This is a genomic window from Arthrobacter sp. BF1, from assembly GCF_056680215.1.
Map to the genome: position 1 here is coordinate 725,410 of NZ_CM155271.1, position 14,141 is coordinate 739,550.

Genomic DNA, 14,141 nt, shown 5'->3' on the forward strand with positions numbered 1-14,141 from the left:
GCAACGGCCCCGGACGCACCGGCAAGCCGCTCATCTCAGCATAAGCTGGAGCCGTGGATCCTATGCTTATCGGTGTCATCGCGGGCCTCGTCGGCCTGGCGCTCGGCACCTTTGGCGTGCTCGCGTTCAGGGTCAGTGAAAAGCAGCGCCAGTTTGTCGACGTCGACATGGACGAGCCTTCCCTGCCGAAAGGCGCCGCGGAAGTGCTGGCCGTGGTTGGCCGGGCATTTGTGGTGGTGGACGCCGTTGACGGAGTGGTGAGAGCCAGCCCCGCTGCGTACGCCTATGGCCTGGTGCGCGGCCACACGGTGGTCCACAAGGAGCTGCTGGACATGACAGCCGGTGTTCGCCGCGACGGCGTGATTCTGGAGAAGAAGCTCGAGCTCCCGCGAGGCCCGCTGGGCCAGGGCACCATCATTGTGCAGGTGCGTGCGGCCATGCTTGGGGAGGAATACATCCTCCTGCTGGCCGACGACCGCACCGAGATCACCCGCACGGAAGAGATCCGCAACGACTTCGTTGCCAACGTATCCCACGAGCTGAAGACTCCGGTGGGTGCGATTTCCCTGCTGGCTGAGGCGCTGGAATCCTCAGCAGATGACGAACAGGCTGTCCGCCGCTTCGCCAAGCGGATGCAGAAGGAATCAGCCCGGCTGGCCGCCCTGGTCCAGGACATCATCGAGCTCTCCCGGCTCCAAGGCGCCAGCGTGTCCCAAGGGGGCAGCGCGGTGGACATTAACGCTGTTATCGCCGAAGCCGTTGACCGTTCCCAGCTGCCAGCTGAAAGCAAGAAAATCCAGATCGTTGTGGGGGAACCCGTAGACGCAACGGTGTTTGGTGACCGGGACCTGCTGGTTACTGCGCTGCGGAACCTGATCGACAACGCCATCCGCTATTCGCCGGAAAACACCAAGGTGGGCGTGGGTGTCCGGTCAAAGGACGGACTCATCGCCGTATCGGTTACGGACCAGGGCGAGGGGATGACCCCGGAGGACCAGGAACGGGTCTTCGAGCGCTTCTACCGTGTGGACGCGGCACGGTCCCGCCACACCGGCGGCACGGGCCTGGGCCTGAGCATCGTTAAGCACGTTGCATCGAACCACGGCGGTGAGGTGACGTTGTGGTCCCGGCCCGGCCAGGGTTCCACCTTCACCCTGAGGCTCCCCGAGATGGAGAGGCAGGACGAACCCGATAATCCAGTTGTCAAAGATCGAGCCGTACCCGAGCGTGTTAAAGAGCGCGGCGTACATGAGCAAGGAGCCAGCGCTTGAGCAGGATTTTGATTGTTGAGGACGAAGAGTCGTTCAGCGACCCGTTGTCCTATTTGCTGGGCAAGGAAGGATTCGAGGTCGAGGTAGTGGATAACGGCCTCGATGCGATCACCGAGTTCGACCGGAACGGGGCGGACCTGGTCCTCCTGGACCTGCAGTTGCCCGGCCTGTCCGGAACGGAGGTCTGCCGCCAGTTGCGCCAGCGTTCCGGTGTGCCGGTCATCATGCTGACGGCCAAGGACTCGGAGATTGACAAGGTGGTGGGCCTCGAACTGGGGGCCGATGACTATGTCACCAAGCCGTATTCTTCCCGTGAGCTGGTGGCCCGCGTGCGGGCCGTGCTCCGCCGGCAGGGTGAGCCGGAAGAACTGATTTCTGCCACAGTCCAGGCGGGCCCCGTCCGCATGGACATAGAACGGCACGTGGTCAGCGTGGACGGCGAGCAGGTCCTCCTGCCGCTGAAGGAATTCGAGCTGCTGGAAATGCTGCTCAGGAATTCGGGCCGGGTGCTGACCCGCGGCCAGTTGATCGACAGGGTCTGGGGATCCGACTATGTGGGGGATACCAAGACCCTGGATGTGCACGTCAAGCGGCTCCGCGGCAAGATCGAGCCCGACCCCTCAGCCCCGCGCTACCTGGTGACGGTCCGCGGTCTCGGCTACAAGTTCGAGCCGTAGGCCGGGGCGCGCAGCCGGTAAACGCGTGGCGCCGGCGAATGCAAAAGGAGGGGCTCCCGGGGGAGCCCCTCCTTTTGCGTGTGCTGCAGTTGCCTGAGTGCTGTGTGTGCCTAGTGCGCTGCGGCGGAGGCGCTTGCCGAGGCCGAGGGCGTGGGCGTGGGTGAGGCGGATCCGGTCGGTTCGCTGCCGGCAGGGAGGTACTCCTTGTACTCGGGCAGCGTGGCGTCCAGGACAGGCAGCTTCACAGTCTTATTGACGTTGGTGCCGTCCTCAGTGACCTTGATGTCCACGAGCGAACCCGGAATGCCGCCGCTCGTGCTGAGGATGGCTTCGTCCGTGGATTCGTTGAGCAGGGTGTAGGAGTTGGCCTTTACCGGGACCTGGGTCTGTGAACCCTTGGCGCCGTTGACCGTGAGCTTCACATCCTGCGAGGAAGAGTTGTAGACGGCGCCGATCAGGCGGCCCGGCTTGTCCTCGCCGGAGGAGACGATCAGCATGTTCCGGAGCTGCAGCGGCCCAAGGTCCGCGCGGATGCCGTCCGAGGAGGAGTACTGGTGAGTGGTCTGCTGGGGGGTGATGTAGCCGCAGCCAGTCATCGTCGCCAAGCCCAGGGCCAGAACTCCTGCCGCCAGTGCCAGTTTGCCGCTCTGGGCCCGGTTCATCGCAGTGAAACGCACGTCACGTACTCCTCGAGAGTGTGGAAACATTAATCAGCCTTAGCCTAGCGGCAAACAGGCCCAAACGAGGATTCCGCGCGGTCACATTGTCCTTGGCAGGAGGCCCTGCATGCACTATTATCCGCATCCGTCAAGGGGTCCGAAGGGTCTGATTTGGCCCATTTTCCGCGGAAACACGGGGTTCCGGGCCCGGTTCCCGGCCAGTCATATGCCTTAATCGTGATAAACTGGTTGCCGGGAAAGGGGAATGTTTACATGGTATTTGAGGTCGGCGAGACAGTAGTTTACCCTCACCACGGTGCTGCAAAAATTGAAGAAATCAAGATGCGCACTGTCAAGGGCGAAGAGAAGATGTATCTCAAGCTCAAGGTGGCCCAGGGTGATCTGACCATTGAAGTTCCAGCAGAGAACGTTGACCTTGTTGGGGTCCGTGACGTAGTGGGCAAGGAAGGCCTGGAGCACGTATTCGACGTGCTCCGTGCCGAGTTCACTGAAGAACCCACCAACTGGTCACGCAGATACAAGGCAAATCTGGAGAAGCTTGCTTCCGGTGACGTCATCAAGGTAGCAGAGGTCGTCCGTGACCTTTGGCGCCGTGATCACGATCGGGGCCTTTCCGCAGGTGAGAAGCGCATGCTGGCCAAGGCCCGGCAGATTCTGATTTCAGAACTTGCGCTGGCTGAAAAGACCGATGAAGAGAAGGCGGCAAGCGTTCTCGACGAGGTCCTGGCTTCCTAAGAATTGAACCCCGGGGGTGTGTAAGCACCTCCGGGGTTTCTTTTTGCCCAATTCCGGGCCGTTGCGCCCCGGCGACCGTGGAATCCCGCCGCGGGGCTCCTCCGGACGGGCCGGGTGGGACGTAGGCTAGACGCCATGAACAACGGACTGCCCCGCCCTGTCACCGCCGTCATCCTTGTGGCCGCCGGTTCCGGCGAAAGGCTTGGCTACGGAATGCCGAAAGCGGCGGTGCCACTTGGCGGCGAGCCCATCCTGATGCATGCGCTCCGCGGCGTCGTGGCCTCCGGCGTGTGCAGCCAGGTGTGCGTGGTGTTGCCGGCAGACACTGACGGCCTGCAGGGGCCTTTGGAGGCATTCAGGCAGGAACTGGCCGACGGCGGCCCCGTCCTCACGCTGGTGGGCGGCGGTGCCACCCGCGCGGAGTCTGTCCGGGCCGGCATCGACGGCCTGATCGAGGGGATTGAAGCGGTGCTGGTACATGACGCCGCCCGCGCGTTGACACCCGAATATGTTTTCCACCGCGTGGTGGACTCGCTGGCCGCCGGTGCCGTTGCGGTCATTCCGGCAGTCCCGGTGGTGGATACGGTCAAGACCGTAACCCGAACGAGCGGCGATGACAGCGCCATCGCGCCGGAACTGGTCACCGGTACCGCCCCGCGGGAGGACCTTAGGTCTGTCCAGACGCCCCAGGGGTTCCGCCTGTCCACGTTGCTTCAGGCCCATGAGTCGGCTTCCCGGTTTGATGAGGCGCAGGCCGCCGCGGTCACTGACGACGCCATGCTCGTGGAACTTTTGGGCGTCCCCGTCCATGCCGTCCATGGGGCCACCCAGTCACTGAAAATCACCACACCCCTTGACCTGATCATTGCCGAGGGGCTGCTCGAAGGCCCGCTCGGCATCCGGTGGGTGGAAGGGTGAGCATGGAGGAAGCACGGATGATCCTGCCGCGCACGGGCATCGGCCTGGACGTCCACGCCTACGCCTCCGAGGAGAACCCCCGTCCGCTTTGGCTGGGCGGGCTGCTGTGGGAGGGCGAACGCGGACTTGCCGGGCACTCAGACGGCGACCCCGTGGCCCACGCCGTCGCCGATGCGCTGTTCTCGGCCGCCGGCATCGGAGATCTGGGTACCCACTTCGGCACGGACCGTCCGGAGTTCGCCGGCGCTTCAGGGGTAACTCTCCTGGCCGAGGCGGCGAGGATTGTCCGGGCGGCGGGGTTTGAGATCGGCAACGTGGCAGTGCAGTTTGTGGCCAACCGGCCAAAGTTCGGGCCACGGAGGCAGGAGTCCCAGGACGTCCTGAGCGCGGCGGCGGACGCGCCCGTCAGCGTTACCGCCACCACCAGCGACGGGTTGGGTTTCACCGGCCGCGCCGAAGGCATTTCCGCCATCGCCACCGCTCTGGTGTATCCCAAGCGACCGGGCCGGATCGGCTAATCTGGAGCGGTGACCCTCCGTTTTTACGACACCGCATCCGCCGAAGTCCGCGACTTCGTTCCCCTCGTCCCGGGAAAGGTCAGCCTGTACTATTGCGGCGCCACGGTGCAGGGCATGCCGCATGTGGGCCACATCCGGTCAGCCATCGCCTTCGACCAACTCACGCGCTGGCTTGAGTACCGGGGCCTGCGCGTCACCGCCGTCCGCAATGTCACGGACATTGACGACAAGATCCTTACCAAATCCGCAGAGTCCTTCGAACCCGGTTTCGACCAAGGGCCGGATACAGTCCGCGAGGAGGAGTGGTGGGCGCTGGCCTACCGCTACGAGCAGGAATTCCTCAAGGCCTACGACACACTGGGTGTGTCCCGCCCCACGTACGAACCCCGCGCCACGGGCCACATCCCGGAGATGCACGCGCTGGTGCAGCAGCTGATCGACCGCGGGCACGCCTACCCGGCGCTGGACGGCTCCGGCGATGTCTACTTCGACGTGCGGTCCTGGGATAAATACGGGTCTCTCACGCGCCAGAACATTGACGACATGCAGGGCGCGCCCGACGCCGATCCCCGCGGCAAAAAAGATCCCCGGGACTTCGCGTTGTGGAAGGGCTACAAAGAGGGCGAGCCGACGACGGCGAGCTGGGTTTCACCGTGGGGTGCCGGCCGTCCGGGCTGGCACCTGGAATGCTCCGCCATGGTCACCAAATACCTCGGCACCGAGTTCGACATCCACGGCGGCGGCCTGGACCTGCGCTTCCCGCACCATGAAAACGAAATGGCCCAATCGCAGGCGGCGGGGCACGGCTTCGCCAACTTCTGGATGCACAACGGCATGGTCACCTACCAGGGTGAAAAGATGTCCAAGTCCATCGGCAACACCATCAGCCCCGCCGAGATGCTGGAGCTCGCCTCCCCGCGGGTGGTCCGGTACTACCTCGGCCAGGCGCATTACCGCTCAGTGCTGGACTACCGTCCCACCTCGCTCGAGGAGGCTGCCGCCGCCGTCGAACGCATTGACGGCTTCATCAGCCGTGCCGTTCGGGCCCTCTCCGACGGCCGCAACTACGGCTTCGCCACCTACGGCAAGGTGCCGGGGGCGTTCGAGCGGGCCATGGATGACGACCTCAACGTGCCGCAGGCACTCGCGGTGCTGCACGAAACCGTCCGGTCCGGCAACACCGCACTGACGGAAGGCCGGCCGGAGGACGCTCGCCAGGCGCTGCACTCGGTTCATGACATGCTCCGCGTTCTCGGCCTGAACGCCGTGGCAACCGGCGCGGTATCGGATGCCCGCAAAACGGCTGCCCTCGAGGTGTTGATCGAAGCCCAGCTCGCTGCCCGGGCCCAGGCCAGGACCACCAAGGACTGGGCCGCCTCGGACGCCATCCGGGACACGCTCAAGGCAGCGGGAGTCGCCGTCGAGGACGGCCCTGACGGCGCCACCTGGAGCCTCCAGCGGGACTGACGCCAGGATTTTCGCCAAGGTCAGGCGATTTTACTTGATTCAGTAGACTGGTAAGCAGACTCAGTCAAACAATCAAGGGTGGAACTCTCATGGCCAACAACGGTCGCCGGTCGGTCAAAGCAAAGAAGGGGCCAACCATCGGAACCGGTGGCCACGGCCGCAAGGCTCTGGAAGGCAAAGGCCCCACACCCAAGGCGGAGGACCGCCCGTACCACAAGGCGCACAAGAGCAAGCAGCTCGCCGAACGCTCTGCGGCCAAGCGCGGTACCGGCGCCCGCAGCGCCGGCGCAGCCCGCTCCGGTCCCAAGGGACGCGCCACCGAAGAAGTCGTCACCGGCCGCAACTCGGTGGTCGAAGCACTCCGTGCCGGCATCCCCGCGAAGGCCCTGCACATCGCCATCCGGATCGAAATGGACGACCGTGTTAAGGAATCGCTGAAGATCGCTGCCGAACGCGGCATCCCGCTGCTCGAGACCGGCAAGCCCGAACTTGACCGCATGACCGACGACGCCGTCCACCAGGGCCTCGTCCTGCAGATCCCGCCGTACGAATACCAGGACGCCTATGACCTGGCCGAGGAAACCGTGGACCGCTGGAAGAAGGGCCACGTTTCCAACGCGCCGCTCTTCGTGGCGCTCGACGGCATCACGGACCCCCGCAACCTGGGTGCGATTATCCGCTCCGTGTCCGCCTTCAGCGGCCATGGCGTCATCGTCCCGGAGCGCCGTTCCGTGGGCGTCACAGCCTCGGCCTGGAAGACCAGTGCAGGCGCGGCCGTACGTGTACCGGTAGCCCGCGCGGGCAACCTCAACAGCGCGCTGAAGCAGTTCAAGAACATGGGCATCTTCGTCCTGGGGCTCGACGGCGACGGCGATGTCTCGCTGCCCGCCCTCACCCTCGGCACGGAACCGGTGTGCATCGTGGTTGGCTCCGAAGGCAAGGGCTTGAGCCGCCTGGTCCGCGAAAACTGCGACCAGATCGTCTCCATCCCCATCGACTCCGCCATGGAGTCGCTCAACGCCTCCATGGCCGTCGGCATCTCGCTGTACGAAATCTCCAGGCAGCGCTCCGCCAAGTAACTCGCAGCGAGGCTGCGGGACCAAACGCTCTCTCACTTGATGTGGGTTCTGACGCAACGCTCTCTCACTTGATGTGGGTTCTGACGCAACGCTCTCTCACTTGATGTGGGTTCTGACGCAACGCTCTCTCACTTAATGTGGGTTCTGACGCAACGCTCTCTCACTTTCCCTAAGAAAGTGAGAGAGCGTTGCCGTTTAAGCGACATTAAGTGATAGAGCGTCCGGGTCTAGAACGCGCGGCGGTTGGCCAGCACCGGGAGCTTTTGGCGGGCTTCCTTGACCACGGCGGCGTCCAGGTCTGCGAACAGCAGTCCGGGCGCGCCGTCGAGCTCTTCCAATATCTCCCCAAATGGCGAGACAACCGCCGAATGGCCCACACCCGTCGGTGCTCCGCTCTTGGCCGGGACGCCCTGCGTGACCGGGTCACCCTGCCCGCAGGCGAGGACGTACGTGGTGGAATCCAGCGCGCGGGCCCGCGCCAGGAGCCGCCATTGGTCCACCTTGCCGGGCCCGGAGGCCCACGAGGCGCAGACGATGTTGGCGTCCGCACCCCGCTCAGCGTTGGCCATGAAAAGCGCAGGGAAACGGATGTCGTAGCAGGTGGAAAGCCCGAAAGTCAGGCCGCCCGCAGCGAATGTCACTGGTTCGGTGCCCGGGTCCACGGTGTCCGACTCCAGGAAGCCGAACGCGTCGAAAAGATGGACCTTGTCGTAACTGGTTTCCACTCCTGGCCCGGTCGCGAGCAGGGTGTTGCGCACCTTTCCCTCGGAGCCGGGCGTGAACATGCCTGCCACCACCACGATCTCCAACGAGGCCGCAACACTGCGCACCCGGGAGGCCCACGGCCCGTCCAAGGGTTCGGCAATGTCCAGCAGCGAGTTCCCGAATGCCCGCATGGATGCCTCCGGAAACACCACCATGTCCGCGCCGCCGGCCTTGGCCCTGCGCGCCTCCTGCTCCAGGATGGACAGGTTAGCGGCCAGGTCCCGGCCGCTGATGATCTGAGCCAGCGCAACCCGCACTATGTACCTCCATGTCGACGTTTCCCTCCAGTATGCAACCCGGAGACAGCTCCGGACCCACCCGCCGTGGGCGGACGCCCGGCGTCACAAACGCCGGAGTGCGGCTGAACAGGCGCTGACAGCTACCATTGACCGTGATGGTTATGCCGCTATTTGACACCGCCTCCACCATGGATGCCTCCTCGGCGCATCCACTCGGTGTCACTGTGCCGCGCGCCGGGACTGGCACGGACAGTGTCCTGCCGTCCAGCGCCAATGTTGCTGTCTATGCGCCCGGCGTGGAAAACCTCGAGATTGTCTACAACGCCCCCAACGGTGTGTGGCGCAGGCAACTGCTACCCAATGTCACGCATGGCGTCCACCACGGCATTGTGCAGGATTTCCCCTACGGCTCGCGCTACGGGTTCCGCGCGGCGCCCACCTCCGAGGCTTTGCCGCTGTCCTTCCCCATGCTGGACCTGGATGGGGACGCCGGGCAGCCGCTGCTGCTCGATCCTTACGGCCGTGCGGTGGATGAGCGTGAGGGATTCCTGACTAGTGTGCGCATGGCCGCCGATTTTGACTGGGGAAACGATCAGCGGCCGAGGCTGCACTGGCGGAACACCATCATTTATGAAGCCCATGTCCGTGGCCAGAGCATGCTGCACCCGGATGTTCCTGAAGAATTGCGCGGAACCTACGCAGGCATGGCGCACCCGGCCATCATCGAGCATTTCAAAAGCCTGGGCGTCACCTCGATTCAACTGCTTCCGGTGCACTTCCACCTGGATGAGCTGCACCTTCAGGACCTTGGCCTGACCAACTACTGGGGCTACAACACTGCAGCGTTCTTCGCCCCGCATCCGGACTATGCCACCAAGGCTGCCCAGGAGGCCGGCCCGCAGGCGGTCCAGGACGAATTCAAGGGAATGGTCAAGCTGCTTCACGCGGCCGGGCTGGAAGTGATCCTTGACGTGGTGTACAACCATACGGCCGAGGGCGGGCCCGATGGCCCCACCACCAGCTTCCGCGGCCTTGGTGAGGAAACGTATTACCGCACCGACGGTCACGGGAAATATGTGGACACCACCGGCTGCGGGAACAGCCTGAACTTTGGCCACCCCCGGGTGGTCCAGCTGGTCCTGGATTCCCTCCGCTACTGGGTGGACGAATTCCATGTTGACGGGTTCCGCTTTGACCTGGCCGTGACGCTCTGCCGGAATGCGGACAACCAATTTGATCCCCATCATCCATTCCTGGTGGCTGTGGCAGCCGATCCTGTGCTGTCGGATGTGAAGCTCATTTCCGAACCGTGGGACGTAGGCTACGGCGGCTGGCAGACCGGCCGGTTCCCCGGCGGCTGGGTTGACTGGAATGATCACTTCCGTGACGGGGTCCGTACTTTCTGGCTCGCCGACCGCGCGGCCATTGAGTCTGGCGGGCAGGGCGGATCCGTGGCCCGGCTGGCCGATGCCCTGTCCGGTTCGGCCGGGCTGTTTGAAGCATCGGGCCGTTCCAGGCTGGCGTCGCTCAACTTCGTTACCGCCCATGACGGCTTCACCCTCCACGACCTCGTTTCCTTCGACCGCAAGCACAACGAGGACAACGGCGAGCAGAACCGGGACGGCCACGGGGACAACCGCAGCTACAACCACGGTTTCGAAGGCCCCACCGAGGACGAGGACATCCTGGCCAAGCGGGCACAGTCCCGGCGCAACCTCATGGCTTCGATGATGATTTCCCTGGGCGTGCCCATGATCACCGCCGGGGACGAGCTGGCCCGTAGCCAGCAGGGAAACAACAACGCCTACTGCCAGGACAACCCCCTGACCTGGATTGACTGGACGCGCACCCCGGAATCCCACGAGATGCTCCGCAGCACCAAGCGCTTCATCCGGCTGCGCAAGGAGTTCCTGGCAGGCCAGCCGCACGATTATCCGGCCCGGGACGAACAGTCGTATCTCCACTGGTTCGACCACTCCGGACAGCCGATGTCCATGGATCGGTGGAATGACCCGCGGCACCGGGTCATGCAGCTCCTGCTCGGCTCGGACGACGGCACATTGGCGGGCCTTGTGGTGATCAACGGCGGCGCATCCGACGTGAAGATCACCCTCCCCGAACTCACCAACGACGACGGTACGCCGCGCCGGATGTTCGAACTGCGGCTGACCACGTCGCCCCTCCACGAGATCCGCCAGGGCGGACTCGTGGCATCGGGCGAGACCGACCTGGTGGAGGCAAACTCGATCAACATCTACCGCACGTAGCCGCGGAGGGGCCAAAAATTCGCAACCGCCCTGTCGTTGCCCTGCTGCTGGCCGGACTGCTGGCCCTTGCGCTGTTTGCTTTCGGCGGGCCCGGGCTCCTTGAATCCTTGACGGGAAGTCCGACGCCGGCAGCAAGTCCCAGCGCTGCACCGGTTCCGGAGGCTCCCGTCCCCGGTCCGGCGGAAGTTTCAGGACCCGTGGCGGCGGTTCCCGCCAACCCCTCCGGGCTGCCGGCGATCAGCGAGTCTGCGCTCCCGGCCGAAGCCCGCAGGACCCTCGTGCTGATCCGTAAAGGCGGGCCCTACTCCTACAGCCAGGATGACCAGACCTTCGGCAACTTCGAACGTATCCTCCCGCGAAAGGCGTCAGGCTACTACCGCGAGTACACCGTGCCCACCCCGGGAGAGTCGGACCGCGGGGCCCGCCGGATCATTGCCGGCGCCGGGGGAGAAAAGTACTACACCCAAGACCATTACGACTCGTTCAAATTCATTGCAGAAGGCAGCTGAACCCCGGTATGAAAATCTACTCCGCCGATACATGGACCATGGAAGAACTCCGGGAACAGGTGGCCGATGCCGGCCGCCGCAGCCTGCGGGTGCCTGCTGCGGACAGCAAACGAGCGGTCCTCGAAACGTTCGGTGAGGTCCTGGGCTTCCCCGAGCACTACGGCGTGAACCTGGACGCCCTGAACGATTCACTCCACGATTTCGCGGACAGCATCAGCGAAAACGGCAACGCCCCGGTCACCATCCTCTGGCAGGTCGCCGCGACATTCCGCGGCGACCGTTCCTTCGGGATCATCTGCGAGATCCTCCAGGACGCCGAGAGCTACGCCCGCGGCGACCTGGCGGTCGCCGCGGTCCTCCTCTAGTCAGGCGTTGACGATCAGCCCCAGTTCGGCCTTTGACGCTAACGCCTCATGCCGGGGCAGGACGCGGACGGTGTAGCCAAACGGGCCGGAGCGGTCGATCACCAGGGAGCCGCTGAACAGGTAGCGGCCACCGCCCAGGTCCTCCTTGGGCTGCAGGTCCATCACCGTCACGTCGGCCAGGGTGTCGCTTTCCTCGGCGCGCCCGTAGGCGACCTCCACGGAGACATCGTCCGGCGTCAGGGTGGTCAACGCGACGTAGGCGTTCACCTGCAGGGTGTCCCCGATCTGCGGATCCTCGGAAACGCCCACGGAGTCAACGTGCTCCACGTGCAGCAGCGGCCAGGCTGCACGCACCTGGGCCGTCCACGCGGCGAGCGACCGTGCCTGCGAGTAGGAGTCGGCCACCGCCTTGCGTCCGGCCACCGCTGCAGGCCGGTAGAGAACATTGACGTAGTCATGCAGCATCCGGTCCGCAGAAACGGCCGGGCCGAGGTGCGACAACGTGTGCTTGATCATGGACACCCAGTGCGTGGGTACTTTCTCGGCCCCGGTGCTGGACGGGCCTGCAGCGCCGGCGCTGTCGGACACCGTGCTGCCGTAGAAGCGGGGCGCCACTTGGGTTTCCAGGAGCTCATACAGTGCGGCAGCCTCAATGTCGTCGCGTTCCTCGGGGGACGCATCATTGTTGGCTGTGGGGATCGCCCAGCCGTTTTCGCCGTCGTACATCTCATCCCACCAGCCATCCATCACCGAGAGGTTCAGCGAACCGTTGATGGCGGCCTTCATACCCGAGGTGCCGCAGGCCTCCAGTGGACGCAGCGGGTTATTGAGCCAGACGTCGCAGCCCGGGAACAGCGTCCTGGCCATGGCGATGTCGTAGTTCGGGAGGAACGCAATCCGGTGACGGACTTCGGGGTCGTCAGTGAACCGGACCAGGTCCTGGATCATCTTTTTGCCGGCGTCGTCCGCAGGGTGGGACTTTCCGGCGATCACCAGCTGGATGGGGTGTTCCGGGTGCAGCAGCAGTGCCTTGAGACGGTCCGGCTCGCGCAGCATCAGGGTAAGCCGCTTGTAGGTCGGGACGCGGCGGGCGAAGCCGATGGTCAGGACGTCCGGGTCCAGCACGCTGTCAGTCCAGCGCAGTTCAGCGTCGGCCGCCCCGCGCTTCTTCCACGCGGCCCGGAGCCGGCGGCGGACGTCGTCCACCAGGGCCGAGCGCATTTCGCGGCGCAGCGCCCAGACGTCGGCGTCGCTGACGTTGTAGGCCAAGTCCCAGCGGCCCTGGGTTTCGGCCTCCGGCCCGAATTGTTTCCGGGCGAGCTGGGAAATCCGGCTGTCAACCCACGTGGGCACGTGGACGCCGTTGGTGACGGACGTGATGGGCACCTCGGAGTGGTCAAAGCCGGGCCACAGTGCGGAGAACATTCCGCGGGACACCTCGCCGTGCAGTTTGGCCACGCCGTTGGCCCGCTGGGCCAGCCGGAGTCCCATGACCGCCATATTGAAGACTGACGGGTTGCCCTCGGCGTAGTTTTCGCGGCCAAGCTCCAGGATCCTGTCCACGGGCACGGCAGGCGCCAGCCCGGCCTGGAAGAAGTGCTGGATCTGGGCAATCTCAAAGCGGTCGATCCCGGCGGGCACAGGCGTGTGGGTGGTGAACACCGTGGACGCCCGGCCGGCGGCAAGCGCCTCGTCGAAAGTCAGGGCCGCTTCCCCGGACATCAGCTCCTGGATCCGCTCGACGCCGAGGAAACCGGCATGGCCCTCATTGGTGTGGAACACCTCCGGAGCCGGCGTTCCCGTCAGCCGTTGGTAAGCGCGCAGTGCCTTCACACCGCCCATGCCCAGCAGGAGTTCCTGCTGCAGCCGGTGGTCCCCACCCCCGCCGTAGAGCCGGTCGGTGACGCCCCGCGCGGCGTCGTCGTTGCCCGGAACGTTGGAATCCAGGAGCAGCAACGGAACACGCCCGACGTCGGCACGCCAGATGTGCGCAAGGAGTCGCCTGCCGTTGGGGAGCGGCAGGGTGATCTGCAACGGCCGGCCGTTATTGTCAGGGGACGGTTCGCGGAGCAGCGTGAGGGGCAGGCCATCCGGATCGAGGACAGGATATGTTTCCTGCTGCCAGGCATCGCGGGAGAGCGACTGCTTAAAGTAGCCGGCCTGGTACAGGAGTCCAACACCGATGAGGGGCACGCCAAGATCGGACGCCGCCTTAAGGTGGTCTCCGGCCAGGATGCCCAGGCCGCCGGAGTATTGCGGCAGTACCTCGGTGATACCAAATTCGGGTGAGAAATACGCGATGGCGGCGGGGGCGTCGGCGCCCAGGCCCTGATACCAGCGCGGCTGGTCAAGGTAGCGGTCAAGATCCTCAGCGGCGGCCCGGACGCGTTCCACCACGGACTGGTTCGCGGCCAGGGCCTGGAACTCCTCGCGGCTGACCCGGCCAAGGAAGCTGACGGGATCCTGCTCGCTTTCCTCCCATTTACGCGGGTTCAGGCTGGCGAATAGTTCCCGGGTGGGCCGGTGCCAGGACCAGCGCAGGTTGGTCGCTAACCGGACCAGGGGCCTGATCGGCTCGGGGAGGACGGTTCTGACGGTAAATCTGCGGATTGCCTTCACCTGCGCCACACTAACCGACAACCTCAACAGCG

The 14,141-nt window shown here is 64.9% G+C and carries 13 protein-coding genes; 10 read left to right on the forward strand and 3 right to left on the reverse strand.

The genetic code is table 11. The annotated features are described in order from the left end of the window. Positions 1-62: 62 nt before the first annotated feature. Both AC1MCD_RS03540 and AC1MCD_RS03545 read left to right on the forward strand, forming a co-directional pair. Entirely contained in the window at positions 63-1,271 is a 1,209-nt protein-coding gene (locus AC1MCD_RS03540; RefSeq protein ID WP_498678151.1) for a sensor histidine kinase, read from the forward strand. Further along, the gene (locus tag AC1MCD_RS03545; RefSeq protein ID WP_190990219.1) at positions 1,268-1,948 is read left to right on the forward strand and encodes a response regulator; all 681 of its coding nucleotides are present in this window, start codon (positions 1,268-1,270) and stop codon (positions 1,946-1,948) included. The genes AC1MCD_RS03540 and AC1MCD_RS03545 overlap by 4 nt, the downstream gene beginning before the upstream one ends. Positions 1,949-2,058: 110 nt before the next feature. Here the strand turns inward: AC1MCD_RS03545 and AC1MCD_RS03550 are convergent, their stop codons facing one another. Continuing rightward, positions 2,059-2,610 (reverse strand): hypothetical protein, encoded by a 552-nt coding sequence (locus AC1MCD_RS03550; protein WP_498678154.1) that lies wholly within the window; start codon positions 2,608-2,610, stop codon positions 2,059-2,061. A gap of 270 nt (positions 2,611-2,880) precedes the next feature. Here AC1MCD_RS03550 and AC1MCD_RS03555 point away from each other — a divergent pair, with 270 nt between their 5' ends. The 5 genes from AC1MCD_RS03555 (at position 2,881) to rlmB (ending at position 7,345) form a co-directional block, all read left to right on the forward strand. Continuing rightward, positions 2,881-3,363: a CarD family transcriptional regulator gene (locus tag AC1MCD_RS03555; RefSeq protein WP_026266570.1), complete on the forward strand. Its 483-nt coding sequence runs from the start codon at positions 2,881-2,883 to the stop codon at positions 3,361-3,363. A 135-nt stretch (positions 3,364-3,498) separates the two neighbouring features. Further along, positions 3,499-4,281 carry a 2-C-methyl-D-erythritol 4-phosphate cytidylyltransferase gene (ispD, locus tag AC1MCD_RS03560; RefSeq protein ID WP_498675906.1) on the forward strand — a complete coding sequence of 261 codons (783 nt, stop codon included), beginning with the start codon at positions 3,499-3,501 and terminating at the stop codon, positions 4,279-4,281. Between the two features lie 2 nt (positions 4,282-4,283). Continuing rightward, positions 4,284-4,799: a 2-C-methyl-D-erythritol 2,4-cyclodiphosphate synthase gene (ispF, locus tag AC1MCD_RS03565; RefSeq protein WP_498675908.1), complete on the forward strand. Its 516-nt coding sequence runs from the start codon at positions 4,284-4,286 to the stop codon at positions 4,797-4,799. A 9-nt stretch (positions 4,800-4,808) separates the two neighbouring features. Continuing rightward, positions 4,809-6,266 carry a cysteine--tRNA ligase gene (cysS, locus tag AC1MCD_RS03570; protein WP_498675910.1) on the forward strand — a complete coding sequence of 486 codons (1,458 nt, stop codon included), beginning with the start codon at positions 4,809-4,811 and terminating at the stop codon, positions 6,264-6,266. Between the two features lie 89 nt (positions 6,267-6,355). After that, positions 6,356-7,345, forward strand: coding sequence for a 23S rRNA (guanosine(2251)-2'-O)-methyltransferase RlmB (gene rlmB, locus AC1MCD_RS03575; RefSeq protein ID WP_190990216.1), 990 nt, complete (start codon positions 6,356-6,358; stop codon positions 7,343-7,345). 227 nt (positions 7,346-7,572) lie between these two features. Here rlmB and AC1MCD_RS03580 read toward each other — a convergent pair whose 3' ends face one another. Further along, a complete protein-coding gene (locus AC1MCD_RS03580) occupies positions 7,573-8,367 on the reverse strand; it encodes a carbon-nitrogen hydrolase family protein (RefSeq protein WP_498675913.1) in 795 nt (264 codons plus the stop codon). A gap of 137 nt (positions 8,368-8,504) precedes the next feature. Between AC1MCD_RS03580 and glgX the strand changes: the two genes are divergently transcribed. The 3 genes from glgX to AC1MCD_RS03595 are packed head-to-tail and all read left to right on the forward strand — an operon-like array spanning position 8,505 to position 11,490. Then, complete coding sequence (gene glgX / locus AC1MCD_RS03585) at positions 8,505-10,616, forward strand: glycogen debranching protein GlgX (RefSeq protein WP_498675915.1); 2,112 nt, start codon at positions 8,505-8,507, stop codon at positions 10,614-10,616. Between the two features lie 17 nt (positions 10,617-10,633). Continuing rightward, the gene (locus AC1MCD_RS03590) at positions 10,634-11,125 is read left to right on the forward strand and encodes a guanyl-specific ribonuclease (RefSeq protein ID WP_498678157.1); all 492 of its coding nucleotides are present in this window, start codon (positions 10,634-10,636) and stop codon (positions 11,123-11,125) included. Between the two features lie 8 nt (positions 11,126-11,133). Beyond that, positions 11,134-11,490 (forward strand): barstar family protein, encoded by a 357-nt coding sequence (locus tag AC1MCD_RS03595; protein ID WP_498675916.1) that lies wholly within the window; start codon positions 11,134-11,136, stop codon positions 11,488-11,490. Here AC1MCD_RS03595 and glgP read toward each other — a convergent pair whose 3' ends face one another. Beyond that, positions 11,491-14,109, reverse strand: a complete 2,619-nt coding sequence (gene glgP, locus AC1MCD_RS03600; protein WP_498675918.1) for an alpha-glucan family phosphorylase — start codon at positions 14,107-14,109, stop codon at positions 11,491-11,493. Positions 14,110-14,141: the final 32 nt, after the last annotated feature.